At 67.8% G+C, this 24,726-nt stretch carries 25 protein-coding genes; 11 read left to right on the forward strand and 14 right to left on the reverse strand.

Going from position 1 to position 24,726, the window contains the following annotated elements:
• On the reverse strand, nt 1–639 hold the full coding sequence (gene can, locus HMJ39_RS14995) for a carbonate dehydratase (RefSeq protein ID WP_194297902.1): 639 nt from the start codon (nt 637–639) through the stop codon (nt 1–3).
• A gap of 105 nt (nt 640–744) precedes the next feature.
• Nucleotides 745–1,740: a GTP 3',8-cyclase MoaA gene (gene moaA, locus HMJ39_RS15000; protein WP_228462397.1), complete on the reverse strand. Its 996-nt coding sequence runs from the start codon at nt 1,738–1,740 to the stop codon at nt 745–747.
• A gap of 162 nt (nt 1,741–1,902) precedes the next feature.
• Here moaA and HMJ39_RS15005 point away from each other — a divergent pair, with 162 nt between their 5' ends.
• Nucleotides 1,903–2,391 carry an FKBP-type peptidyl-prolyl cis-trans isomerase gene (locus HMJ39_RS15005; protein WP_194297903.1) on the forward strand — a complete coding sequence of 163 codons (489 nt, stop codon included), beginning with the start codon at nt 1,903–1,905 and terminating at the stop codon, nt 2,389–2,391.
• Between the two features lie 42 nt (nt 2,392–2,433).
• On the opposite strand, the gene HMJ39_RS15010 is transcribed toward HMJ39_RS15005, so the two are convergent.
• On the reverse strand, nt 2,434–3,357 hold the full coding sequence (locus HMJ39_RS15010) for a LysR substrate-binding domain-containing protein (protein ID WP_194297904.1): 924 nt from the start codon (nt 3,355–3,357) through the stop codon (nt 2,434–2,436).
• Nucleotides 3,358–3,466: 109 nt separating this feature from the next.
• On the opposite strand from HMJ39_RS15010, the gene HMJ39_RS15015 reads away from it, so the two are divergent.
• Both HMJ39_RS15015 and HMJ39_RS15020 read left to right on the forward strand, forming a co-directional pair.
• Nucleotides 3,467–4,630, forward strand: a complete 1,164-nt coding sequence (locus tag HMJ39_RS15015; protein WP_194297905.1) for a YbfB/YjiJ family MFS transporter — start codon at nt 3,467–3,469, stop codon at nt 4,628–4,630.
• Nucleotides 4,631–4,709: 79 nt separating this feature from the next.
• Complete coding sequence (locus tag HMJ39_RS15020) at nt 4,710–6,332, forward strand: glucan biosynthesis protein (RefSeq protein WP_194297906.1); 1,623 nt, start codon at nt 4,710–4,712, stop codon at nt 6,330–6,332.
• A 72-nt stretch (nt 6,333–6,404) separates the two neighbouring features.
• Here the strand turns inward: HMJ39_RS15020 and HMJ39_RS15025 are convergent, their stop codons facing one another.
• The 5 genes from HMJ39_RS15025 to moaB all read right to left on the reverse strand — a co-directional run bounded on the left by HMJ39_RS15025 (nt 6,405) and on the right by moaB (nt 10,709).
• On the reverse strand, nt 6,405–7,373 hold the full coding sequence (locus HMJ39_RS15025; protein ID WP_194297907.1) for an NAD(P)H-dependent flavin oxidoreductase: 969 nt from the start codon (nt 7,371–7,373) through the stop codon (nt 6,405–6,407).
• 150 nt (nt 7,374–7,523) lie between these two features.
• A complete protein-coding gene (locus HMJ39_RS15030; RefSeq protein ID WP_194297908.1) occupies nt 7,524–8,156 on the reverse strand; it encodes a TetR/AcrR family transcriptional regulator in 633 nt (210 codons plus the stop codon).
• A gap of 14 nt (nt 8,157–8,170) precedes the next feature.
• Complete coding sequence (locus HMJ39_RS15035) at nt 8,171–8,941, reverse strand: SDR family oxidoreductase (RefSeq protein WP_194297909.1); 771 nt, start codon at nt 8,939–8,941, stop codon at nt 8,171–8,173.
• 29 nt (nt 8,942–8,970) lie between these two features.
• Nucleotides 8,971–10,188 carry a molybdopterin molybdotransferase MoeA gene (locus HMJ39_RS15040; protein WP_194297910.1) on the reverse strand — a complete coding sequence of 406 codons (1,218 nt, stop codon included), beginning with the start codon at nt 10,186–10,188 and terminating at the stop codon, nt 8,971–8,973.
• Nucleotides 10,189–10,190: 2 nt separating this feature from the next.
• Nucleotides 10,191–10,709 carry a molybdenum cofactor biosynthesis protein B gene (moaB, locus tag HMJ39_RS15045; protein WP_161382944.1) on the reverse strand — a complete coding sequence of 173 codons (519 nt, stop codon included), beginning with the start codon at nt 10,707–10,709 and terminating at the stop codon, nt 10,191–10,193.
• A gap of 147 nt (nt 10,710–10,856) precedes the next feature.
• On the opposite strand from moaB, the gene HMJ39_RS15050 reads away from it, so the two are divergent.
• From HMJ39_RS15050 to HMJ39_RS15075, 6 genes are all read left to right on the forward strand, one after another.
• Entirely contained in the window at nt 10,857–12,233 is a 1,377-nt protein-coding gene (locus tag HMJ39_RS15050) for a cytochrome P450 (protein ID WP_194297911.1), read from the forward strand.
• Between the two features lie 121 nt (nt 12,234–12,354).
• A complete protein-coding gene (locus HMJ39_RS15055) occupies nt 12,355–12,882 on the forward strand; it encodes a mechanosensitive ion channel domain-containing protein (protein WP_194297912.1) in 528 nt (175 codons plus the stop codon).
• 14 nt (nt 12,883–12,896) lie between these two features.
• The gene (locus HMJ39_RS15060; RefSeq protein WP_194297913.1) at nt 12,897–13,250 is read left to right on the forward strand and encodes a DMT family protein; all 354 of its coding nucleotides are present in this window, start codon (nt 12,897–12,899) and stop codon (nt 13,248–13,250) included.
• A 45-nt stretch (nt 13,251–13,295) separates the two neighbouring features.
• Nucleotides 13,296–13,574, forward strand: coding sequence for a BPTI/Kunitz domain-containing protein (locus HMJ39_RS15065; RefSeq protein ID WP_202552878.1), 279 nt, complete (start codon nt 13,296–13,298; stop codon nt 13,572–13,574).
• Nucleotides 13,571–13,906 carry a DUF4870 family protein gene (locus HMJ39_RS15070; protein ID WP_194297914.1) on the forward strand — a complete coding sequence of 112 codons (336 nt, stop codon included), beginning with the start codon at nt 13,571–13,573 and terminating at the stop codon, nt 13,904–13,906. The genes HMJ39_RS15065 and HMJ39_RS15070 overlap by 4 nt, the downstream gene beginning before the upstream one ends.
• Before the next feature lie 81 nt (nt 13,907–13,987).
• Nucleotides 13,988–14,758 (forward strand): DUF2057 domain-containing protein, encoded by a 771-nt coding sequence (locus HMJ39_RS15075; RefSeq protein WP_194297915.1) that lies wholly within the window; start codon nt 13,988–13,990, stop codon nt 14,756–14,758.
• 15 nt (nt 14,759–14,773) lie between these two features.
• Here the strand turns inward: HMJ39_RS15075 and HMJ39_RS15080 are convergent, their stop codons facing one another.
• Nucleotides 14,774–15,196, reverse strand: a complete 423-nt coding sequence (locus HMJ39_RS15080; RefSeq protein ID WP_194297916.1) for a secondary thiamine-phosphate synthase enzyme YjbQ — start codon at nt 15,194–15,196, stop codon at nt 14,774–14,776.
• A 17-nt stretch (nt 15,197–15,213) separates the two neighbouring features.
• Nucleotides 15,214–16,185 (reverse strand): D-2-hydroxyacid dehydrogenase, encoded by a 972-nt coding sequence (locus HMJ39_RS15085; RefSeq protein ID WP_194297917.1) that lies wholly within the window; start codon nt 16,183–16,185, stop codon nt 15,214–15,216.
• A gap of 39 nt (nt 16,186–16,224) precedes the next feature.
• Here HMJ39_RS15085 and HMJ39_RS15090 point away from each other — a divergent pair, with 39 nt between their 5' ends.
• Together HMJ39_RS15090 and betB are read left to right on the forward strand one after the other, a co-directional pair.
• The gene (locus HMJ39_RS15090; protein ID WP_194297918.1) at nt 16,225–16,881 is read left to right on the forward strand and encodes a DUF523 domain-containing protein; all 657 of its coding nucleotides are present in this window, start codon (nt 16,225–16,227) and stop codon (nt 16,879–16,881) included.
• A 34-nt stretch (nt 16,882–16,915) separates the two neighbouring features.
• The gene (betB, locus tag HMJ39_RS15095; protein ID WP_194297919.1) at nt 16,916–18,379 is read left to right on the forward strand and encodes a betaine-aldehyde dehydrogenase; all 1,464 of its coding nucleotides are present in this window, start codon (nt 16,916–16,918) and stop codon (nt 18,377–18,379) included.
• A gap of 18 nt (nt 18,380–18,397) precedes the next feature.
• Here the strand turns inward: betB and betA are convergent, their stop codons facing one another.
• From betA to speA, 4 genes are all read right to left on the reverse strand, one after another.
• The gene (gene betA / locus HMJ39_RS15100; protein ID WP_194297920.1) at nt 18,398–20,095 is read right to left on the reverse strand and encodes a choline dehydrogenase; all 1,698 of its coding nucleotides are present in this window, start codon (nt 20,093–20,095) and stop codon (nt 18,398–18,400) included.
• On the reverse strand, nt 20,092–22,161 hold the full coding sequence (betT, locus tag HMJ39_RS15105; protein ID WP_194297921.1) for a choline BCCT transporter BetT: 2,070 nt from the start codon (nt 22,159–22,161) through the stop codon (nt 20,092–20,094). Before betT ends, betA begins: the two co-directional genes overlap by 4 nt.
• A gap of 215 nt (nt 22,162–22,376) precedes the next feature.
• A complete protein-coding gene (locus tag HMJ39_RS15110; protein WP_194297922.1) occupies nt 22,377–22,829 on the reverse strand; it encodes a DUF4112 domain-containing protein in 453 nt (150 codons plus the stop codon).
• An 18-nt stretch (nt 22,830–22,847) separates the two neighbouring features.
• Complete coding sequence (speA, locus tag HMJ39_RS15115; protein WP_194297923.1) at nt 22,848–24,725, reverse strand: biosynthetic arginine decarboxylase; 1,878 nt, start codon at nt 24,723–24,725, stop codon at nt 22,848–22,850.
• Nucleotide 24,726 lies beyond the last annotated feature (1 nt).

The following is a 24,726-nucleotide window of genomic DNA, read 5'->3' on the forward strand; positions in this document are numbered from 1 at the left end:
TCAGCCCTCGTAGCTGTCCGCTTCCAGGTCGCGAAGTTCCTGGTTGGTCTGCACGCCCAGGTCCAGGTCGCTGAGCTTGCCGTTGGCGATGGAGTAGATCCAGCCGTGGATGCTCAGCGGCTGCTCGCGGCGCCAGGCTTCCTGGACCACGGTGGTGTTGGCCACGTTGATCACCTGGCGGGCCACGTTCAGCTCGCACATGCGATCCAGGCGGGCGCCGTCGTCGGGCAGCTCGGCCAGGGCCTTGCGGTTGCGCAGGTAAAGCTCACGCACCTGTCGCAGCCAATTGTCGATCAGCCCGTGGGGCTGGTCTTCCATGGCGGCGCGCACGCCGCCGCAACCGTAATGGCCGACCACCATGATGTGCTCCACCTTGAGCACGTCCACGGCGAACTGCAGCACGGACAGCAGGTTCAGGTCGGTGTGATTGACCAGGTTGGCCACGTTGCGGTGCACGAACAACTCGCCGGGCATCAGGCCGACGATCTGGTTGGCGGGCACCCGGGAATCGGCGCAGCCGATCCACAGAAAGCGCGGGCTTTGCTGGTTTTCCAGGGTTTTGAAGAAGCCGGGGTTATCCAGCTCGATGTCTCGGCGCCACTCTTCGTTCTTTTGAAACAGTTCAGGCAGGGTTTTCACGAATCAGCTCCCATTCGGAATCGCCCCATGATGCCGTACTCACCGAAAGCTGCAACGTGAAAAGTCTTTCAAAGTTTGGCGCCGGGGCCGGAACACGCCGGCGGCTCAGCCGCCGGTCATGTTCATGAAGCGCACCAGCTGCTCGCCTTCGGCGAGATCGAACTCGTGGCGTTCAGGCTTGATCTCCATGCCCCGGTGCAGGGCATCGATCAGCGGCTGGTCGTCGTCCGGGTGGGCGCGCAGGATACCGCGCAGGTCCAGGCTGTGTTCGTGGCCCAGGCACAGCAGCAAACGCCCCTCGGCGGTGACCCGCACGCGGTTGCAGGCGTGGCAGAAGTTGTTGGAGTGCGGGGAGATGAAACCGATACGGCTGTCCGGATAATCCTCGGCGCGCCAGTAGCGGGACGGGCCGGCGGTGCCGGCGGCCAGGGGCACCAGCGGATAGCGCTCGCCGATCAGTTCGCGCAGCTCCGCGGAGGATACGAACGCCTCCTGGCGGCTGTGCTCGCCGATCTGGCCCAAGGGCATCTCCTCGATGAAGGCGATGTCCAGCCCCCGATCCAGGGCGAAGCCCACCAGGTCGCTCACCTCGTCCTCGTTGCGCCCGCGCATCACCACGCTGTTCAGGCGGATGCGCTCGAAGCCGGCCCCGCGGGCCGCCTCGATGCCCTCCAGCACATCGTCGAGGCGGCCGGTGCGGGTCAGTTCCCGGAAACGGTCCGGGCACAGGGAATCCAGGCTGATGTTGACCCGGGTGACCCCGGCGTCGCGCAGCTCCCCGGCATAGCGGCCCAGCCGCGCACCGTTGGTGGTCAGGTTGAGTTCCTCCAGCCCGGGCAGGGCGCCCAGTTCCCGGGCCAGCCAGGTCAGGTTGCGGCGCACCAGGGGTTCGCCGCCGGTGAGGCGAATGCGGCGCACGCCCTGCTCCACCAGCACGCGGCCCAGCCGCGCCATCTCCTCCAGGGTGAGCACCCGGGCGCGAGGCACGAAGGTCATGTCCTCGGCCATGCAGTACACACAGCGGAAATCGCAGCGGTCGGTCACCGACAGCCGTACGTAATCAATGATGCGTCCAAAACGATCTTCGAGCATGGGTGCCATGATGCCAGAAAGCGCGGCGGAGCACGCCCCCCGCGAGGCGGTCATTTCGTGCCAGCGGCGGCCGCCGGTTGGTCAGCCCCTTGGCGGGGCTGTTACCATGGGCGATCACGGCGTTTCGCGCCGGCATTCATCCGCCATACATTCAACCCCAAAGGGGCACCCATGCAAATCGCAGACAACAAGGTAGTGGCCTTTCACTACACCCTGACCAACGACGCCGGCCAGACCATCGATTCCTCCCGTCAACGCGAGGAACCGCTGAACTACCTGCATGGCCACGGCAACATCATTCCGGGCCTGGAGAAAGCGCTGGTGGGCAAGGAAGCCGGCGACAAGCTGGAAGTGAAGGTGACCCCGGAAGAAGGCTATGGCGAACGCCATGAAGGCCTGATCCAGCAGGTTCCCGCGTCCGCCTTCGAAGGCGCCGGCGGCGAGCTGCAGCCGGGCATGCAGTTCCAGGCCCAGACCGAGGCCGGCCCGCGCATCTTCACCATCACCGCCGTGGAAGGCGAGGAAGTCACCGTGGACGGCAACCACCCGCTGGCCGGTGAAACCCTGAACTTCGACGTGGAAGTCACCGAAGTCCGCGAAGCCAGCGACGAAGAGAAAGAACACGGTCACGTGCACGGCCCGGAAGGCCACGAGCACTGACCCGCGCCGCGCGGGCCGGCCCGGCCGGCCCGCGACGCTTTTCTAGCCCTCCGCCCTGTCCAGTTCCGTTTCAGCGGCCCGAACGCCCGGCGCCTCCACATCACCGGCCGGGCCCGGCACCCCTTCCATGAACACCTCCAGGGCCCGGCTCCAGCTGGCCTGCTTCAGGGTGGCGATCATCGTCGTCACCCGCCCCCGGTCACCGGGCAGGTCCAGGGTATGCAGCGTGTGGCGGCGGCGATACTGGTCCACCGTGGAAGCCGGCAGCAACGCCAGCCCCATGCCCGCGCCCACGCAACCGACAATGGCGTCCAGGCTGCCGAATTCGTGGATGCGCGGCGCCGCCACCTTGAGATCCGCCAGCAGCACCTCGATGGTGGTGCGGTAACCGCAGCCGGACCGGAACGCCAGAAACGGCATGCGCGCCAGGTCCGCCCGCCCGGGGAAGCTCTCCAGGGGGCGGCCGCTGACCAGCACCAGACGCTCCCGGAACACCGGCCGCAGGGCCAGATCGTCGCCGGCGTCCTCCGCCACCACGAAGGCCGCGTCCAGCCGCCCGCCGCGCACCTCCTCGATCAGTTCGCCGGTGGTGCCGGTGTGCAGGTGCACGCCGAGCTGCGGCCAGCGCCGGCTGAAGTCGGTGAGCAGACGCGGCAGATGCACGGCGGCGGTGGTTTCCATGCTGCCCAGGCGCAGCTCGCCAAGGGGCTCGCCGCCGGGCCGGAACCGTGACAGGGCGTCGTCATGGAGCTCCACGATGCGCCGCGCGTACGCCAGCAACTGCCGCCCGGCCGGGGTGGCCACCACCGGATTGCGGCGCTCCAGCAGCCGCGCGTCCAGCTCGGTTTCCAGCTTTTTGACGTGGGCGGTGACATTGGACTGCACCGTGTGCAGCCGCTCGGCGGCGGCGCTGAAGCTGCCGGTGTCCACCACGGCGCGGAAAATTTCCAGGGAGCGGATCAGCATGACCGGCCTCGATTCATTGTCAGTGATGGGTGCGATCTTAAAAAATCATTTCCGGTGATACCAGCACTCTGCTTTACTGGCGCCTTTATTGTCCCGGCTGGAGCCGCGCATGACCCGCGACAGTTCGCTTCCCTCCCCGATTCGCCTGGTGGTGATGGCCGGCTCGGCCACCCTGGTGGGCATCGGCCTGGGCCGCTTCGCCTACGCCGCCCTGCTGCCCGGAGTGATCAAGGCCGGCTGGCTGAGCGAGGCGGATGCCGGCTATGTGGGCGCCGCCAACCTGCTCGGTTACCTGGTGGGCGCGGTGCTCGCCGGCCGGGCCGGTCAGTGGCTGGGCCCGGGCCGGGTGATCCGCGTGTCCGCCTTGCTGGTGGCGGTGGGCTTCGCCGCCAGCGCGTGGCCGGCGCCGGTGTGGTGGTTCAGCCTGTGGCGCTTCGTGGCCGGGGTCACCGGCGCCTTTCTGATGGTGCTGGCGCCGTCGCTGATCGCCCAGCAACTGCCGCTGGCCATGCGCAAGCGCGGCAGCACCTGGATCTTCGCCGGCGTCGGCCTGGGCGTGCTGTTCTCCGCCACCCTGGTGCCGCTGCTCATCGACAGCGGCCTGGAGCGGGCCTGGCTGGGGCTGGCGCTGGTGTGCCTGCCGCCGCTGTGGCTGCTGTGGCGCCAGTGGCCGCCCATGCCCACCGGCGAAGGTGGCGAAGCCGGCCCGGGCCAGGGCGCCGGCCTGCTGCTGGTGGCGGTCTACCTGGCCTACCTGATGGACGCCATCGGCTTCGTGCCACACACCGTGTTCTGGGTGGACTATCTGGAGCGCCAGCGGGACTTCACCACCTGGGCCAGCGCCGTGCAGTGGGGCGTGTTCGCGGTGGGCGCGATCAGCGGGCCTTTTCTGGCCGGCGCCGCCGCCCGCCATCTGGGCTGGCACCGCACCCTGATCGGCGCGCTTACCATCAAGGGCGGCGCCGTGCTGCTGCCGGTAACGGTGGGCGGGGTCGCTGCGGTGACTCTGTCCTCCTACCTGGTGGGCGCGATGATTCCGGCCATGGTGTCCTCGGTGATGGGGCGCACCGCGGAGCTGGTGCCGCCGCGCCTGGCCACCCGCACCTGGGGCCACGCCACCGCCCTGTTCGCCGTGGGCCAGGCCGGCGCCGCCTACGCCATGGCGGCGCTGTACGCCCACCAGGCCGGGCCGCTGATCTTCCGCATCGGCGGCGCCACCCTGCTGGCCGCCGCCCTGTTGTTGCTGGTTTCCGGTCTGCTCGCCCGCCGCTAGCCGTGTACCATCAGGAACCGGAGCCGGCGTCACCGGCTCCAACCTGCATGGCCATCATGGAAAGACAGCGGAGAACGGCATGGATCGACGTGAGCTCTTGAAAGCCCTGGGTCTGTTCGGCACCGCCCTGCTGCCGGCGGCGCCGGCCCTGGCCCGCGCCCTGGAGAAAGCCCCCGGCGTGGGCCGCGAGGGCCGCGGGGAACCGTTCAGCTACGCCGGCCTCAAGGGCATGGCGCGGCACTTCGCCGGGCGCCCCTGGCGGGACCCGGCGAAAACCCTGCCCAAGGCGATCCGCGACCTGACCTGGGACCAGTACCAGGCGATCCGCTACCGGCCGGATCACGCCCTCTGGGCGGATCGGGAGGACGCCGATTTCCGCTTCCAGTTCTTCCATCTGGGCCTGCACTTCGAGACGCCGGTGAAGATCCACGAGATCGTCGACGGCGAGGCGCGGCCGATTCCCTATCGCACCGACCTGTTCGATTTCAGCGACAGCGGCGTGGACCCGGCGGATCTGCCCGAGGGGCTGGGCTTCGCCGGCTTCCGGCTGCTCCACCACAGCGACTGGGAGCGGGACGTGGCCGCCTTCCTGGGCGCCAGCTACTTCCGCGCCACCAGCGCCTCCCGGCAGTTCGGCCTGTCCGCCCGGGGCCTAGCGGTGAACACCGCCCTGCCGGAGCCGGAAGAGTTCCCGCGCTTCACTCATTTCTGGATCGAGCGCCTGGACCAGGCGGACCGGGTGCGGGTGTACGCCTTCCTGGATTCCCCCAGCGTCACCGGCGCCTACCGCTTCACCATTGAACGGCAACAGGGCGACCTGATCATGGACGTGGACGCGGCGCTGTACCCGCGCCAGGCCATCGAGCGCCTGGGCGTGGCGCCGCTGACCAGCATGTACCAGGTGGGCGAGAACAGCCGCCGGGTGGCCTGGGACTGGCGCCCGGAGATCCACGATTCCGACGGCCTGGCGATGCACACCGGCGGCGGCGAATGGCTCTGGCGGCCGCTGGTGAATCCGCCCCGGCTGCGTTTCAACAGCTACGGCGACGACAACCCACGGGGCTTCGGCCTGCTGCAACGCGACCGGGACTTCGACCATTACCAGGACGACGGCGTGTTCTACGAGCGCCGTCCGAGCCTGTGGGTGGAGCCCCGGGGGGACTGGGGCAAGGGCGCGGTGCAGTTGGTGGAGATACCCACCCTGGACGAAACCTTCGACAACATCGTGGCGTTCTGGCGCCCGGAGGAACCGGTGCAAGCCGGGCGGGAATACCTGTTCGGCTATCGGCTGTCCTGGACCGGCCGGCCTCCGCGCCCGTCGCTGGCCCGCTGCGTGGCCACCCGCACCGGCCTGGGCGGCGTGGTGGGGCAACCCCGGGAGTATTTCAGTTGGCGCTTCGTGGTGGACTTCCGGGGCGGGCCGATCTCCGATGGCGCCTTGCCGGCCATGGGCGAGGTGGTGCCGGTGATCGACAGCAGCGCCGGCCGGGTGGAGATCACCTCGGCGCGGCCGCTGCACGAAATCGACGGCTACCGGGCCATGTTCGACCTGGTGCCGCCGGAGGACGACCTCACGCCGATCAACCTGCGCCTGTTCCTCAAGCGCGAGAGTGACGGCGCGCCGCTCACGGAAACCTGGATTTACCAGTGGTCACCGCCGCCCATGGAGGAGCGCGACCTGCGCAACCCCGGCCACCTGTAACCGAAACGCCGAGGTGGCGGAAGCCGCTTCAGCGCTAATGATCGCGGCTAAAGCCGCTCCTACGGGGTCACCCTACATTTTGGCGCGCAGGGCGTCCTTGGCGGCTTCGTATTCCCGGGTCAGGCGCGCCACGTGCTCGGCGGCGGGCAGAACATCGTCCACCACGCCAATGCCCTGGCCGCAGCCCCAAATGTCTTTCCAGGCCTTGGACTTGCTGCTGCTGCCGGAGCCGAAGTTCATCTTCGAGGGGTCGCTCTCCGGCAGGTTGGCCGGGTCCATGCCGGCGTTGACGATGGACGGCGCCAGATAGTTGCCGTGCACCCCGGTGAACAGGTTGCTGTAGACGATGTCCGAGGCATTGCTGTCGACGATCATGCGTTTGTAGCCGTCCACGGCGTTGGCTTCCTGGGAAGCGATGAACAGGGAGCCGATGTAGGCGAGATCCGCGCCCATGGCCTGGGCGGCGAGAATCGACGCGCCGCTGGCGATGGAGCCGGACAGGGCGATGGGGCCCTCGAACCACTGGCGCAGCTCCTGGATCAGGGCGAACGGCGACAGCTGGCCGGCATGGCCACCGGCGCCGGCGGCCACGGCGATCAGACCGTCGGCGCCCTTCTCGATGGCCTTGCGACCGAAGCGGTCATTGATCACGTCGTGCATGACCATGCCACCCCAGCCGTGCACCGCCTTGTTGAGATCTTCCCGGGCACCCAGGGAAGTGATCACCATGGGCACCTTGTACTTCTCGCACAGGGCCAGGTCTTCCTCCAGGCGGTCATTGGTCTTGTGCACGATCTGGTTGACCGCGAACGGCGCGGCCGGGGTGTCCGGGTTGTCCCGGTCCCAGGCGGCCAGTTCCTCGGTGATGCGGTGCAGCCATTCGTCCAGCTGGGACACCGGCCGCGCGTTCAGCGACGGGAAGGAACCGACGATCCCGGCCTTGCACTGGGCGATCACCAGGTCCGGGTTGGAAATAATGAACAGGGGCGAGGCGATCACCGGCAAACGCAGCCGGTCCGCCAGATGCGCGGGTAAAGCCATGACGGACTCTCTCCAGGGGCAAATGGGCCGAATAATTTACGGCGTATACTTTATGCCGGAAAAACGCGTCCCGGCAACCCCGGAAACGCCCCGAAGGTGACCTTTACGGTCAACGGGTTGGTGATTCTGGCCAGCCACCCGATCGCGACTTCAGTCGCGATCGCCCTCGTCCCAGTAGGGCGGCAACACGCCCATGCCGGCGAACAGGGTGCGCATGGTGGTCTGGCGCAGGAAATCCACGTCCATGTCCCGCCCCAGGGCGCCGCTTTGCTCCAGCACCACGGTGCCGTGGGTGACGGCCCAGAACATGTAGCCGATCAGCTTGGCGTCGCCGCGCACCAGGCCGGCGTCGATCATCTCCTGCACGTAGCCGGCCATGCTCTCGTTGGCCCGGGCATGGGCCTTGACCAGCTCCGGGTAACGGTCCTCGTCGTCCTGGGTGTGCTCGAACAGGAGCTGGTAGGTATCCGGAAAACGGCGCGCGAAGTCCAGGTAGGCGGTGCCCGCCGCCCGCGCCTTGGCGCGGGCGTCCCCGGCGGCGCGCACCGCCTGCTCCAGGTTCTCGGCGAACTGGTTGAAGGCAGCGGCGCGCACCAGCGCCAGAATCTCGTCCTTGTCGCGGAAGTAGCGGTACGGCGTCATCGGGCTGACGCCCATTTCCGCGGCGATCTGGCGCATGGTCACGTTGTCCGGCCCGCGCTCCAGGAACAGCCGGGTGGCGGCGTCACGAACCCGCTCGCGAAAAGCCGCCACTTCCTGTTCGGACTTGGGTTTCTTGGCCACGGCGCCCTCCCGGCTCAGCCGCGCCCGATGAAGGGCATGCGGGTGGCCATGATCGTCATGAACTGCACATTGGCGTCCAATGGCAGGGCCGCCATACGCACCACCGCCTCGGCCACGTGGGCCACGTCCATGCGGTCCTCCACCAGAATCTCGCCGTTGGCCTGGGGAATGCCCTGCTTCATGGGCTCGGTCATGTCGGTGGCGGCATTGCCGATGTCGATCTGCCCGCAGGCGATGCGGTAACGGCGGCCGTCCAGGGAGGTGGATTTGGTGAGGCCGGTCATGGCGTGCTTGGTGGCGGTGTAGGGCGCCGAGTTGGGACGCGGCGACTGGGCGGAGATCGAGCCGTTGTTGATGATGCGCCCGCCCATGGGCGCCTGGGCCTTCATGATGCGGAAGGCCTCCTGGGTGCAGTAGAAAGCACCGGACAGGTTGGTGTTCACCACCCGCTGCCACTGCTCCGGGGTCAGCTCTTCCAGGGGCACCGGCGGCGCGCCGGTGCCGGCGTTGTTGAACAGCAGGTCGAGCCGGCCGAAGGCGTCCAGGGTGCGCTGGAACAGCGCCTTCACCTGGGCCGGGTCGCCCACGTCGGTGGCCACCGCCAGGGCCCGGTCCTCACCCAGCCCGGCGTCCGCCAGGGTGCGCGCCAGGCGCTCGCCGTCGCGGCCGGCGAACGCCACCCGGTAGCCAGCATCCACCAGGGCCAGGGCGCAGGCCTTGCCGATGCCGGTGCCGGCACCGGTGACGATGGCTACTCTCGCGGCGCTCGGGGTCGTGTCACTCATGGCGGAATGTCCTTGTCGTGGTCGCCGCGTCAGGCCAGCAGATCGGCGAAGCTGTAATAATCCAGGGGCTCACCGGCGGCCTGGCCGTGATCCACCGGCGCCACCGCCAGCCCATCCGCCCACACCGCCGAGCTGAGCATGCCGGAGCTCTGGTTGGGGTGCTTTTCCAGCACCACGGCGCCGTCGCGGGACACCCGCCGCACGCGCAGGTATTCCTGGCGCGGGCCGGGTTTGACGGCGAACTCCGCCGGCAACCGCTGGGGCGCCGGCAGCACCGGCTCGCCCCCCAGGCAGCGGCGCAGATAGGGCAGCACCAGCATCAGGTAACACACCAGCACCGCCGAGGGGTTGCCGGGCAGGCCGAAGAAGGGCACGCCGGCGTCGCCCAGGCGGCCGAAGGTGAACGGTTTGCCGGGCTTGATCGCCAGGCGCCAGAAATCCAGCTCGCCCCGTTCCTCCAGCACCGCCCGCAGGTGATCCTCCTCACCCACGGACACGCCGCCGCTGGCCATCACCAGATCCGGCGGGTCCGCCAGCAACTGGTCCAGGGCCTCCCGGGTACGGGCCCGGTCGTCCGGCAGCCACAGGGCGGTGACGTCCGGGAAGCCACTGTCCGCCAGCAGGCTTTCCATCAGCGGGCCGTTGCTGTTGTAGATCTTGCCCGGCGCCGGCGGCGCGCCGGGAGGGAGCAATTCATCGCCGCTGCTCAGCACCACCACCCGGGGCCGGCGCACCGCCAGCTCCGACACGCCCACGGAGGCGGCCAGGCCGATGGCCCGGGCGGAAACCCGGGTGCCGGCGGCCAGCACGGTGTCGCCCTGGCGGGCGTCCTGGCCGGCGGGGCGGATGTTCTGGCCGGGCCGGGCACCAGCGGCCGGCGGCGGCGTTACCGTGCCGTCGCCGAACTCGCAGTCTTCCTGCATCAGCACGGTGTCGGCGCCGGCGGGCACCGGGGCACCGGTGAAAATGCGCGCCGCGCCACCCGGGGCCAGCTCTCCGAGAGGATCGCCGGCGGGCACCCGCAGGGTCACCGGCAGGCTCCGGGTGCCGTCGCCCAGGTCGGCGTGGCGCACGGCGATGCCGTCCACCGCCGCGTTGTCGTGGGGCGGCACCGTGACCCGGGCGGCCACCGGCTCCGCCAGCCAGCCGCCACGGGCCTCGGCCAGCGGCAGGCGTGTCACTTCGCCGAGAGGGCGGGCGGTGTCCAGCAGCCGCGCTCGGGCTTCGTCCACGGGCATCAACGGCATGATCAGACCTCGCGGCTTACCAGGCCCGCGAAGTTGCAGGGCCGGGTGCGGCTGTCCAGCTGGTTGGCGATGATTTTGTCCCAGCCGGTGGCGCAGGCGTTGTTGGAGCCGGGCAGGCAGAAAATCAGGGTGCGGTTGGCGACCCCGGCCAGGCAGCGGGACTGAATGGTGGACGGGCCGATCTCGTCCAGGCTGACCTGGCGGAACAGTTCGCCGAAGCCCTGGACCTCCTTGTCGAACAGCACGGCGAGCGCTTCCGGGGTGCTGTCCCGGCCGGAGAAACCGGTGCCGCCGGTGACCAGCACCACCTGCACCGCCTGGTCGGCGATCCAGGCGGAGACCACCCGGCGCAGCTGGTAGATGTCGTCGCGCACCAGGTCCCGGGCCACCACCTCGTGGCCGGCCTGGCGGGCGCGGTCGGCGAGCAGGTCGCCGGAGGTGTCGTTGTCCGGGGTACGGGTGTCACTGACGGTGAGCACCGCCAGCGCCAGGGGCTGGAAGTCGGTGTCGTGGTGAGCCATGGCGGTTTCCTCCTTTGCGGACCCGCGATGTTACCAGCCGCCGTACCCGCCGGCACAGCACCGTTTGACCGCTGCCGACAGCCGCTGGCCCGGCACCGGCCGAGGCGGTTACTTTGCGGCCTATACAGGCTGTTTATCGGAGTACGCATGACTTCCATGGAAGACGCCCGGGTACGCGCGGCCCACCTGCCACGCATGCCCCAGCGCAAACTCGACCATATTCCCGGCGACTACGGCTGGCCGCTGCTGGGCCAGACCCTGGCGTTCCTGCGCGACTACCAGGGTCTGGTGCGCCACCAGGCGGAACGCTACGGGCCGGTGCACAAGGGCAGCGTCATGTTCCAGCGCGGCGTCACCCTGCTCGGGCCGGAGGCCAATGAGTTCGTGCTGCGCGACAAGGAGCATGTGTTTTCCAGCCGCGCCGCCTGGAACCCGTTGCTGGAGCGGCTGTTCACCGACGGCCTGATGCTGCGCGATTTCGCCGATCACAAGTTCCACCGCCGCATCATGCAGCAGGCGTTCAAGAAGCCGGCCCTGGCCGGCTACCTGGAGCGCATGAATCCGCGTATTCGCGAGGGCGTGGCCCACTGGCCCGCCGGCGAGACCTTCACCTTCTTCGACCGCATCAAGAGCCTGCTGCTGGACGTGGGCGCGCAGACCTTCCTGGGCCTGGACATGGGGCCCCGGGCGGACCGGGTGAACCAGTCCTTCATCGACGCCGCGGACGCCTCCCTGGCGGTGCTGCGGGTGCCGATCCCGGGCACCCTCTGGCACCGGGGCCTGCGCGGCCGGCGTTTCCTGGAGGATTTCATCGCCGGGCTGATCCCGGAGAAGCGGCGCGCGGACACGCCGGATTTCTTCAGCGAGCTGTGCAAGGCGGCGGCGGAGGAAGGCGGCCTCACCGACCGGGACGTGACCAACCACATGATCTTCCTGCTGTTCGCCGCCCACGACACCACCACCAGCACGCTGTGCTCGCTGATCTATCTGCTGTGCCGGAATCCGCAGTGGCAGACCCGGCTGGCGGCGGAGATGGACCGGGTGGCCGAGGGCATGGACGGCGACGGGCCCGGCTACGGGGATCTGGAAAAGATGGTGGAAACCGGCTGGGTGTTCCGCGAGACCCTGCGCTTGCGGCCGGCGCTGACCACCTTTCCGCGCCGCACCGCCGAGGAGGTGGAGTTCCAGGGCTACCGGATTCCGCGCAATACCCTGGTCAATCTGTCGCCGCTGTTCACTCATTACATGCCCGAGCACTGGAGCGACCCGGAGCGCTTCGACCCGGAGCGTTTCAGCGACGAGCGCGCCGAGCACAAGGGCCATCATTTCCAGTGGATTCCGTTCGGCGGCGGGCACCATAAATGCCTGGGGCTGAACTTCGCGGAGATCCAGACCAAGGCCTTTTTGTTCCATTTCCTGCGCCGTTATCGGGTGCGGGTGCGGGACGGGTATGAGATGCCGGTGCAGTTGGTGCCGTTGGCGATGCCCAAGGATGGGTTGCCGGTGGAGATCGTCCGGCGGTAGGTCTCTCCAGCAGGGGCCACCGCCGAGCCGCTCACGTGCCAAATTCCTCCATCGCTTGGTTTGAGGTGGGGGGTGGCGGGGGTAGACTGTGGCCTTTTCCGGTGATGGTGTCGGGTTGGTTATGTCCGCCTTTTTCGTGAAGATTCTGCTGTCCCTGGCGGTGGTGCTGGGGGCGTTCGGGTTGTCGTCGTTGTTGCGCGGGATAACGCGGCGGCTGGGCGAGCGGCGCGGGTTCGCGCGCGCCCGGGTGTTCCAGGTGGCGGTGCTGATCAATGTACTGTGCCTGGTGCTCGGGCTGCTGTTGCTGGGCGCGGTCTGGGGCCTCAGCGGCGACGGCGTGGTGGTGTTCGCCACCTCCCTGGTGGCGCTGCTGGGCGTGGCCCTGTTCGCCAGCTGGTCGATGCTGAGCAACGCCACGGCGGCGGTGATTCTGTTTTTCAGCGCGCCTTACCGGATCGGCGACCGGATCCGTTTTCTGGACGGCGACAACACCGTCACCGGGCGTATCCGCCACATGGGGCTGGTGTTCATCACCCTGGAGGACAACGGCGGGCATCATTACACCCTGCCCAACAATCTGCTGCTGCAGAAGACGGTGATTCTGCTCCGCGGCGACGACCTGCCATCGGACCAGAAACACTGCCGCTGACGCGGAGGCCCGCCATGAAGCCTGTTCTGACCACCCTGTGCCTGCTCACCCTGAGCAATGTGTTCATGACCTTCGCCTGGTACGGCCACCTGAAGAACATGGCCCACAAGCCCTGGATCGTGGCCGCGCTGGTGAGCTGGGGGATCGCCCTGTTCGAGTATCTGCTGCAGGTGCCGGCCAACCGTATCGGCCACCAGGTGCTCACCGTGGGCCAGCTGAAGATCACCCAGGAGGTGGTCACCCTGGCGGTGTTCGTGCCTTTTTCCCTGTTTTACCTTAAGGAAAAACTGACCTGGGACTACCTGTGGGCGGGGCTTTGCCTGCTGGGGGCGGTGTTCTTTCTGTTTCGAGGGCGCCTGATGGGTTAGGCCGGGCCTGCTATGATGGCCGGCGACATCCAAGGAGGAATGACCATGCGCATGTTGTTGATCGTGCTGGGCGGCGCTCTGGCGCTGGCCGGCTGCCAGAGCGGGCGCACCGCTCATCCGCTGCCCGAGGCCTGCTTCCAGGAACCGGACGCCGGCCAGTGCCGGGCGGCGGTGCCGCGCTACTACTACAATGCGGAAACCGACCGCTGCGAGGAATTCACCTGGGGCGGCTGCGAGGGCAGCGTACCGTTCGAGACAATGGATAGCTGCATGGCAAGCTGCTACGCCCCGGCACCAAACCTGCAAGGGAAAGAAATGCCGTGAACGAGCAGAGCCGGCAACTGCTCAGGGTGGTCTACGCCCTGCTGCTGATCGGCTTGCTCACCGGCGGGGTGACCGCCCTGGTGGGGGCGGTGATCGCCCACCTGAACGCGCCGGAAGCGGGGGAGCCGGAACGCTCCCATTACCGCTTCCAGTACCGGACCTTCTGGATCGGCCTGCTCTACTACCTGATCGCCGGGATCACCACCCTGGCGCTGATCGGCTGGTTGCTGCTGGTGGTGATCGGCGTGTGGTGGCTGGTGCGCTGCATCCGCGGGCTGCGAAGCCTGGGCCGGGGGCAGCCGCCGGCGAACCTGACCACCTGGGGATTCTGATCCGCCTCGTTATCGGATCGCTGTCATAAAATCGTTACCGGGCCCGCCCACACTGGCGGGTCCGTCAATCGGGAGACCAACATGGCTTTACTGCGTTCATTCGTTTTGATCCTGGGCTCGGCCCTGCTGCTGGCGGCCTGCGCCCGCAGCCCGGTGGTGCAGCTCTATGACGGGGCCCAGAAACCGGACGCCCAGGTTCTGACGGTGCGCGTGCCGTCCGATCTGGAAGTGTTCACCATCAACGGCCGCGAAATCGACGGCGTGAACACCTTCTTCAGCAGCGGCTACAAGGATCTCAAGCTGACCCCCGGCCGCTACGAGATCGTGGCGTTCTACAAGCGTCTCTGGGATCTGGATCCGGACAACCACGAGGTGATGAAGTCCGACCCGGCGAAATTCATGGTGGATGGCCAGGGCGGCGAGTTCTACCGGCTCGGCTTCGAGCGCCCGGAAAACGCCGAGGAAGCCCGTGAACTGGCGGATGACTTCTCCGGCTGGGTGGAAAACATGCAGACCGGCGAGAAGACCCCGTCCGAGGACAGCGGCCTGGTGCTGAATCGCGGCCTGCTGTCACCGATCACCGGCACCGACGTGGAAAGCGCCGCGTCCGCCAGCGTCGTGCCCCAGGGCGGCGGCGGCACCGATCAGCCGGTTCGCCCGCGGGCCCGCAAGGCGACCACCGTGGCGCCGGAAAGCGAGCAGCCCGAAGCCAGCGCCCCGGCGCCGGCCGCCGCTCCGGCCCCGGCCGGCCAGAGCGCCCAGGGCGCCAGCTATCTGGACACCCTGAAAGCGCAGTGGAACCAGGCCACCCCGGAGGAACGCCGCCAGTTCCTGCAGTGGCTGTCCCGGTAAGAAGACGGGCCTCTCCTACCGCTCACCCTGAAGCGTCGCCACGACCCGCCGGCCGCCGGCGCGGTCGCGGTGCTCGCACAGATAGATGCCCTGCCAGGTGCCCAGCGCCGGCGCGCCGTCGCGAATGGGCAGGGTCAGGCTCTCGCCGATCAGCACCGTCTTGATGTGCGCCGGCATGTCGTCGGGCCCTTCCAGGGTGTGCTCATAATGAGGCGCGTTCTCCGGCACCATGACGTTGAAGTGCCGCTCCAGATCCCCGCGCACGTCCGGGTCCGCGTTTTCGTTGATGGCCAGGGACGCGGAGGTGTGCTGAATGAACAGATGCAGCAACCCCACGTCCAGTTCGCCGATTTCCGGCATGCCCTCCAGCACCTCCGCGGTGACCAGATGGAAGCCCCGCGACCGGGGCGCCAGCTTCAGTATCCGTTGTTGCCACATGCTTCGGGCCTCCCCTGTCAGGCGGCACTCAGGCCGTTGACCACGTTGATGGGCCGGCCCGCCTTCCAGGCGCGCACATTGGCGACCACGCCGTCCAGCAGCCGCTGACGGGATTCGGTGCTCACCCAGGCGCTGTGCGGCGTGATGATCAGGTTGGGCAGGTCGGCGGCGAGCAGCGGGTGGTCCGCCGGCGGCGGCTCCTGGCCGAGCACGTCCAGGGCGGCGCCGCCCAGGCGCCCGGCGCGCAGCGCTTCGGCCAGGGCCGGCTCGTCCACCAGGCCGCCCCGGGCGGTGTTGATCAGGCCGGCGCCGGGCTTCATGGCGGCCAGGAAATCCCGGTTCACCAGCTTGTCGGTGTGCTCGGTGAGCGGGCAGTGCAGGCTGATCAGATCGGATTCCGCCAGCAGTTGTTCCAGGGGCGCCCGCGCCGGGTCCGGCGCGGCGTCCGGGCGCAGGGAGCGGGCCACCAGCACGCGCATGCCGAAGGCCTTGGCCAGCGCTTCCACGCGGCGGCCCAGGACACCGTGGCCGATCAGCCCCAGGGTCTTGCCGTTCAGGTCGAACACCGGGTAATCCATGCGGCAGAACATGGAGGAACGGGGCCACGCCTGGCGAACGTCGCGGTCGTACTGGTGCCAGCGGGTGGCCAGGCCCAGCGCCAGGGCCAGGGTGTGCTGGGCCACGGTTTCGGTGCCGTAGCCACTGACGTTGCAGACCACCACGCCACGCCGCCGGGCGGCGTCCAGATCCACGTTATTGGTGCCGGTGGCGGAGATGCCGATCAGCTTGAGCTCCGGGGCCGCCGCCAGCGCCGCCTCGTCGATCACCACCTTGTTGGTGATCGCCACGGTGACGTCGCGCAAACGGTTTTTTACATCGTCGGGGCCGGTTTGCTCGTAGTATGTCCAGTGCGGCAGCTCGTTCTCCAGGGCGGAGAAATCCAGCTCCGAGGGCTTGAGAGTCTGACTGTCGAGAATGACACCTTTCATGAAACACTATCGCCGTTGGTTGGGACCGGGAGGTCTTCCATGCTACCGGATTTGCTGCGCCAGATGGGCTTTGACGTGCCCCGCCGGGACGCCGACCGGCCATCGGTGGGGGTGAGCGCCTGCCTGATGGGCGAGCCGGTGCGCCATGACGGTGGCCACCGCCGCCACGGGCTGGTCCTCGACCAGCTGGCGCCGCTGGTGCGCCTGGCCCGGGTGTGCCCGGAGGTGGGCATCGGTCTGCCGGTGCCGCGCCCGCCGATCCAGGTGGTGGACCTGAACGGCGAGCACCGGGTGCGCGGCGTCGCCCACCCGGAGCGGGACGTCACCGAGGCGCTGCGCGATCAGGCCCGGCATCTGGACGCGCCGCTCAGCGGCTTCGTGTTCAAAAGCCGCTCCCCAAGCTGTGGCCTGGGCACCACGCCGGTGCACGATCGCCAGGGCGTGCCCCGGAGCCTGGGCGACGGCGCCTTCGCCGAGGCCTTCACCCGGCGCCATCCCGGGCTGCCGGTGGCCAACGACACCGATCTCGACGACGCCCTGTTCGCCCGCGCCTTCGTGCTGCGGGTGTTCTGCCATCACCACTGGCGCGCCGGCGGCGCCCTGGACCCGCTGCGCCAACGCAGCGCCGCGCTCGGCGAACCGCTGCGCTCGGGCACCCGACGTTTTCTTGACCGGCTGGCCGGGGCCCCGCCCTGACCGGCCTACCCTCACGGCTTGCGAGGTAGCGCTTATGGAACGGCAAAAAGACCGGTTACTGTGGATCGGCGGCCAATACCGGCAGGGCACCGCCGGCGAATTCTTCGACTCCCTCAACCCGGCCACCGGCCAGGTGATCTGCCGCGTGGCGGTGGCCGGCGCCGAGGACGTGGAACAGGCGGTGGCCGCCGCCGAGCGGGGCCTGCGCGAGTGGCGCGCCCTGGACGGCACGGCGCGCGGCCGGGTGCTGATGCGCGCCGCCGAACTACTGCGCGAGCACCGCGATGAGCTGGCGCGCCTGGAATCCCTGGACGCCGGCAAGCCAATCGCGGAAACCCCGGAGGCGGACGTGGATTCCGCCGCCGACTGCCTGGAATACTTCGCCGGCCAGGCGTCTTCCCTGCAGGGCGAATACCAGGAAGTGGACGGCGGATTCTTCTACACCCGCCCGGAGCCCCTGGGCGTGTGCGCCGGCATCGGCGCCTGGAACTACCCGCTGCAGATCGCCGCCTGGAAATCGGCGCCGGCGCTGGCCGCCGGCAACGCCATGATCTTCAAGCCCGCCGAGCTGACGCCGCTGTCCGCCCCGCGTCTGGCGGAGCTGTTCCAGGAAGCCGGGCTGCCGGACGGCGTGTTCAACGTGGTGCAGGGGTTCGCGGAAACCGGACAGGCGCTCACCGGCCATCCGCGCATCGCCAAGGTATCGCTCACCGGCGAGGTGGGCACCGGCAAGGCGGTGATGCGCGCCGCCTCCGACTCGCTCAAGGCGGTGACCCTGGAGCTGGGCGGCAAGTCGCCGCTGATCGTGTTCGAGGACGCCAACCTGGACAACGCCGTGTCCGGCGCCCTGCTTGGCAACTTCTACACCCAGGGCCAGATCTGCACCAACGGCACCCGGGTGTTCGTGCACGAATCGGTGCGCGACGCCTTCGTGGAGAAACTGCTGGCACGCACCGCCAGGCTGCGCCTGGGCGATCCCCAGGACCCGGACACCGACGTGGGGCCGCTGATCAGCCAGGGGCACCTGGAGCATGTGATGGACTACATCGAAACCGGCAAACGCGAAGGCGGCCGGGTGTTGATCGGCGGTGAACGGGCCCGGGTGCCCGGCTTCGAGGACGGCAACTTCGTGATGCCCACGGTGTTCGACGACCTCACCGATGAAATGACCATCGTGCGCGAGGAAATCTTCGGCCCGGTGCTGTCGCTGCTCACCTTCCGCGAGGAGCGCGAGGTCACCGCCCGCGCCAACGCCACGCCGTTCGGCCTGGCCGGCGGCGTCTTCACCCGCGATCTGGACCGCGCTCACCGCATGGCCGCCAACCTGGAAGCGGGCATCGTGTGGATCAACCACTACAACATCACGCCCATCGAGATGCCGTTCGGCGGCATCAAGCAATCCGGCATTGGCAAGGAAAACAGCCGCCGCGCCTTCGAGCACTACACCCGCCTGAAGACGGTGTACGTGGCCCGGGGCGACGTGGACGCGCCCTACTGAGGGCGCGCCCGCCGTGCGTCACGGATCGATCACCCGCTCCGGGGCGCCGGTGCGCTGGCGTTGCTCCCAGTCGTCCGGCGCGAAGCTGGGCGCATCGCTGCGCAGCATGTCGCGGCCAAGAATGTGGTCGGCGGCTTTCTCGCCGATCATGATGGTGGGCGCGTTCAGATTGCCGTTGGTGACCGTGGGCATGATCGACGAATCCACCACCCGCAGCCCCTCGATGCCGTGCACCCGGCACCGCGGGTCCACCACCGCCATGTCGTCGGTGCCCATGCGGCAGGAGCCCGCCGGGTGGTAGGCGGTTTCCGCGGTCTCCGCCATCCAGTCGTCGAGCTGGGCGTCGCTGCGCACCTCCGGGCCCGGTGACACTTCCCGGCCCCGGTAGGGGTCCAGGGCCGGCTGCGCGAAGATCTCCCGGGTCCAGCGCACGCCGGCGCGCAGCGCCGCCTTGTCCTCCTCCTCGGCGAAGTAGTTGAAGACGATTTCCGGCGGGTCCGCCGGGTCGGCGGAGCGCAGCTTCACCCAGCCCCGGCTCTTGGGTTTGTTGGCGCCCAGGTGCACCTGGAAGCCGTGGCCCTTGAAGGCGCTGGAGCCGTCGTAGGCGATGGCGCCGGCCAGGAAGTGGAACTGGATGTCCGGCCACTTGAGGCCGGCCCGGCTGCGGATGTAGCCGTTGGATTCAAACTGGTTGGAGATGCCCAGGCCCCGTTTCAGGAACAGCCAGTTGGCGCCGATCCAGGCCTTGGCCAGCGGGCCGAGCCAGCTGTTGAGCGTGATTTTCCGCGTGCACTCCTGCTGCACCCAGACTTCCAGATGGTCCTGCAGATTGCGGCCCACGCCGGGCAGGTCGTGCACCACCTCGATGCCGTGCTCCTTGAGATGCGCCGCCGGGCCGATGCCGGACAGCATCAGCAGCTTGGGCGAATTGAAGGAACTGGCGGACAGAATCACTTCCTTGCGGGCGCGCACGCGGAAGGTATTGGCGCCCTGCCGGTATTCCACGCCCACCGCTTTCCTGCCCTCCAGCAGCACCCGGGTGGTGAGCGCGTGGGTTTGCACGTCCAGGTTGGGGCGGGTCATGGCCGGCTTCAAGTAGGCCAGGGAGGTGGAGCAGCGCACGCCGTCGCGCACCGTCATGTCCATGCGCCCGAAGCCTTCCTGGCGGTAGCCGTTGTAGTCCTCGGTGTAACCGTAGCCAGCCTGCTCACCGGCCTTGATGAAGGCCCGGTAGAGCGGGTTCTTCATGTTGTTGCCGTTGCAGGTGGTGAGGCCGCCCTGGTCGCCCCGGTAGACATCGCCGCCGTATACGCAGTCCTCCGCCCGTTTGAAATAGGGCAACACCTCCTGATAGCTCCAGCCCTCGGCGCCCAGCGCCGCCCATTCCTCGAAATCGCCGGCGCAGCCGCGCACGTAGGCGAGACCGTTGATCGACGACGAGCCACCCAGCACCTTGCCCCGGGCCTGGTGGATGCTGCGTCCCTTGAGGCCCGGTTCCTGCTCGGAATGGAACCCCCAGTCGTAGCGCTTCATGTTCATGGGAATGGAGAACGCGGTGGGCATCTTGATGAAGATGGAGTCGTCGCTGCCGCCGAACTCCAGCACCTGCACGGTGTGCTCGCCGCTTTCGCTGAGCCGGTAGGCCACGGCGGCGCCGGCGGAGCCAGCGCCCACGATCACGTAATCGAATGTCTGGTCGAAACCCTGTTCACTCATGTCGGTTCTCCGCTGTCTTCCTCGCCGCGCACGTCGCCGGTGCCGCCGGTGGTTTCGCGGCGCAGGTGCAGGTACTGCAGATGGCTTTCGAAATGGTCCACCACGTCCTCGATCAGCTGCTCGCGGGTGTAGCCCATGACGTCATAGCCCAGGCCGCCCTCGCGCAGGTGCACTTCCAGACGGTAATACTCCGAGCGCGACCGCTGGGCGCGGATGGTGAAGGAGGGCATGGCGCAGGCTCGCGGCCAGAGCTGATAGGAAAAGTCCTCCTCGCCGCCCAGGTCCACGGTCAGGGACAGGTGCTCCTGCTCGCCGTCCTCGCCTTCGATAACCGCCTCGTGGCCCTTTTCCGACAGCGCCGAACGCACATCGGAGAACGCCGGGCGCGCCACTTCCTCGATGAACTGGGTAACCTGCTTGCGGCCCGGGAAGCTGATCGCCCGGCTCAGCCGGTGGGTCCAGTTGGTGTGGCCGCGCGGCGAGCTGGTGCGCGCCGACAGATGCCCGGCCAGGGCGTCCCGGCTACTGGCGGCTTTCATGCCTTCCACTTTCAGAGCGCGGAACAGCCCGATCATCATCAGGAACAGCACGAAGGCGAACGGCAGACCCATGATCACCACCGCGCTCTGCAGGGCCTCGAGGCCGTCCGTGGACAGCAACGCCACGGTCACCACGCCGATCACCGAGGCCCAGACGATGCGCATCCACGCCGGGGCGTCGGTGCTCGGATCACGAATGAAACAGGTCAGGTTGGACAACACCAGGGACCCGGAGTCGCCGGAAGTAACGAAGAACACAATGGCCAGCACCGTCACCGTGACGGTGGTGACCAGTGTCCAGGGGAAGTTTTCCAGGAACAGATAGATCGCCGAGCCCGGATTGCCCACCGCCTGCTGACCGAATTCGGTGGCGCCGTTCATCACCAGGTCGATGGCGGAGTTCCCCATGATCGACATCCACGCCATCATGAAAGTGAGCGGCAGAATCAGGGTGCCGGCGACGAAGGTCCGGATGGTCCGCCCCCGGGAAATACGCGCCAGGAACAGGCCGACGAAGGGCCCCCAGGCGATCCACCAGGCCCAGAAGAACACCGTCCAGGCATTGAGCCATTTCTGCGGCGGATCGAACGCATAGGTGTCGAAGGACATGGGCACGAAGCCGGCGATGTAGTCGCCCATGTTCATCACGAAGGCGTCCAGCAGGAAGCGGGTGTCGCCGGCGATCAGCACGAACAGCACCAGCACCACCGCCAGCAGCATGTTGAATTCCGAAAGCCGGCGGATGCCTTTCTCCACGCCGGTGACCGCGGAAATGGCCGCGAACACCACGATGCCCACGGCCAGGATCGCCTGGGTCAGGGTGCTCTCGGGGATGCCGAACATATAGTTAAGGCCGAAGTTCAACTGGATGATGCCGATGCCCAGGCTGGTGGCCACGCCGAACACCGTGCCCAGCACGGCGGCGATATCCACGGTGTTGCCGACGCCACCGTAGATGCGCTTGCCAAAGATCGGGTACAGCGCCGAGCGGATCGTCAGCGGCAGGCCATGGCGGTAGCTGAAGAACGCCAGGGACATGCCCACCAGGGTGTAGATGCCCCAGCCGGACAGGCCCCAATGCAGGAAGGTCAGCTTCATCGCCTCGCGGGCGGCCTCCACGCTGCCGCCCTCGCCCACCGGCGGCTGCATGAACTGGGTCACCGGCTCCACGATGCAGTAAAAGATCAGATCAATGCCGATGCCGGCGGAAAACAGCATCGCCGCCCAGGTGACGATGTTGAATTCCGGCTCGGCGTGGTCCGGCCCCAATTTGATCGACCCGTAGCGGGAAAAGGCGATGGCGATCACGAACACCAGATAGGCGACCACGGCGAGAAAATAAAACCAGCCGAAGCTGTTGGAAATCCAGGCCAGCACGGCATAGATCACATTGCCGGCGGACTCGGTGAAGAACATGGCCCACAGGGAAAACAGGACGATGACGAAAACCGACCCGTAAAACACCAGGGGATTGATACGGTCCTTCTGATCCAGCGGACTCGTGTCCGAGGCGGGGGACGTGCTCATCCGGCGCTCCTTTGATTGGCAAGCTTCTCGGGAAAAGACGGGCAGCCCGGAACGCGGAAGGGTGGACTGCGAACTCACCGGCGGTTCCGGGGCGAACCCGGTTGGCGTCGTTCTGGTCCTGATTATCAGCACATTGGGGAAGGAAAGGCAGCTGCCTCTTACAGCTTTTTACCTGGCGTGAAGGATCAACCCGGTTTCATGAAAAACGAATTTTTTCAGAAAAATGTCATCGCCAGGGCGGTGATCGCGCCGAACAGCAGGGACAAGCCCAACAGGGTGGTCCAGGGAAACGGCTTCTTCTCCTTGCGCCCCAGGTCACGCATCAATTCCTTGCGCAGTAGTCGGGTATTACGGGTGTTGGCCTTGTAGATGGCGTCGAAGGCATCGCCCACCACCGGCACCAGGCCACCGACGAAATCGATCAGCATGTTGCGCACCATGCGGCGCTTGGTGGCGCCGCTGGCGCCGGCCCGTTGCGCCTCCACCAGCACGTAACCGGACAGCACCAACCCGGCCAGGTCGCCGACGCCGGGAATCAAACCGATGATCGCCTCGGCGCCCAATTCGAAGCGGGTGAACGGAATCCGGAGGCTGGAATCGGTGAAGCGGCTGAACCGGTCCAGGCGGTTGAGCACCGCTTCCTGGCGGGCTCTGCGTTGTTCGTCCATGGCGTTGTTTCCCGGGCGTTATTCCAGATAGGTGTAACCGGCCAGGCCGTCGCGGATCTCGCCCAGAAAACGCTGGCGCTCGTCGTCGCGCAACTGGGACTGGTGGCAGCGTTCTTCCAGGGTGCCGAGCAACCGTTCCGGATCGAAATTCACGTAGCGCAACACCGAACTGACCGTGTCGCCCTGAATGGCGTGGGTGAGCTCGATGCCGCCCCGGTCATTGAGGTTCACGTCCACGGAATCCGTGTCGCCGAACAGGTTGTGCATGTCGCCAAGGATTTCCTGATAGGCGCCCACCATGAAGATCGCCAGATGGCCGTTGAGTGTTTCCGGCAGCGGCAGGCTGGCCTCCACGCCCTCGCCGTCCACGTACTGGTCGATGCGGCCGTCGGAATCGCAGGTGATGTCCTGCAGCACGCCGCGCCGGGTGGCGGGCTGGTCCAGGCCGGACAGCGGCAGCACCGGAAACACCTGGTCGATGCCCCACACGTCCGGTACCGACTGGAACACGGAGAAGTTCACGAACAGCTTGTCGGCGAGCAGTTCGTTGAGGCGGTCGAGCAGTTCGCGCTGCTGACGGCGGCGCGGATCGAGCCGGCCACGCAAGGCCAGCAGGCCGTTCATGTAAAGCTGCTCGCCGACGGCACGGCCGCGGATGTCCAGCTCGCCATTGAGATAGCGCCGGTGCAGATCCTGCCAGGCGCCCAGCAATTCCGGGTGAATCTCCAGCAGATTGACGCCGCCGTCCTCCAGCAGGCGATTGAGCCGCCACAGCTCGTGCAGTTCCACGCAGTCGTGGTCGCCGGGCGGCGCCACCGCCACCGGCGCCTGGCGCTCCTCGTCGGTGATGTTGAGCAACAGCACCGCGTGGTGGGCGGTGAGCGCCCGGCCGGATTCGGAGATCAGGTGCGGCTCGGGCAGATCATGCCGCGCGCACTGCTCGGACAGCGTCTGCACGATGTGCCAGGCGTAGTCCGCCAGGTTGTAGTTCATGGAGCAGTAGGAACGGGAATGGGTGCCTTCGTAATCCACCCCCAGGCCGCCGCCCACGTCCACCGTGTCCAGGGCCGCGCCCAGGCCGCGCAGTTCGGTGTAATAGCGGGCCGCCTCGCGCATGCCCGCCTTGATGTCCTGGATGTTGGCGATCTGCGAGCCCAGGTGGAAATGCAGCATGCGCAGGCAGTCCAGCTTGCCGGCGCGGCGGCAGTGCTCCACCGCCTCGATCAGTTGTGGCGCGCTCAGGCCGAACTTGGATTTCTCGCCGCCGGTGTTCTGCCAGTTGCCCTTGCCGATGCTCATCAGCCGCACGCGCAGGCCGATGCGCGGCGCCACTTCCAGGGCCGCCGCCTCGCTCAGCAGCATGGGCAGCTCGGACAGTTTCTCCACCACGATCTGCACCTGCAGGCCGAGCTTCTCGCCCATCAGAGCCAGGCGCAGGTACTCGCGGTCCTTGTAGCCGTTGCAGACCACGGTGTCGCCGGGATTGGACAGCGCCAGCACCGCCAGCAGTTCGGGCTTGGAACCGGCCTCCAGACCGATGCGCTCGCCCTCGTCCCGGGCGCGCAGGATCTCGTGCACCACCCGGCGCTGCTGGTTCACCTTGATCGGGTACACCGGGGTGTAGTGGCCGCGATAGTCCTGGGCCTGGATGGCATCGTGGAAAGCGCCGGAAAGGCGCCGAACCCGGTCGCGCAGAATGCCGGAAAAACGGGCCAGTACCGGGGTGCGCAGGCCGGCGGCGCGGCAGGCGGCGAGCACCGCCTCCAGGGTGGCTTCTCCGCCCGCCTCGCCCTGGGGCCGGACCCGCAGGTGGCCGTCGCCGCCGATCCGGAAATAGCCGTCGCCCCAGCGATCCACGTTATAGATGGCATCGAACGGGGTGGGCGTGTCGGTCATG

This window comes from Alloalcanivorax profundimaris (genome assembly GCF_015265435.1).
In the GTDB taxonomy this organism is placed as follows: domain Bacteria; phylum Pseudomonadota; class Gammaproteobacteria; order Pseudomonadales; family Alcanivoracaceae; genus Alloalcanivorax; species Alloalcanivorax profundimaris.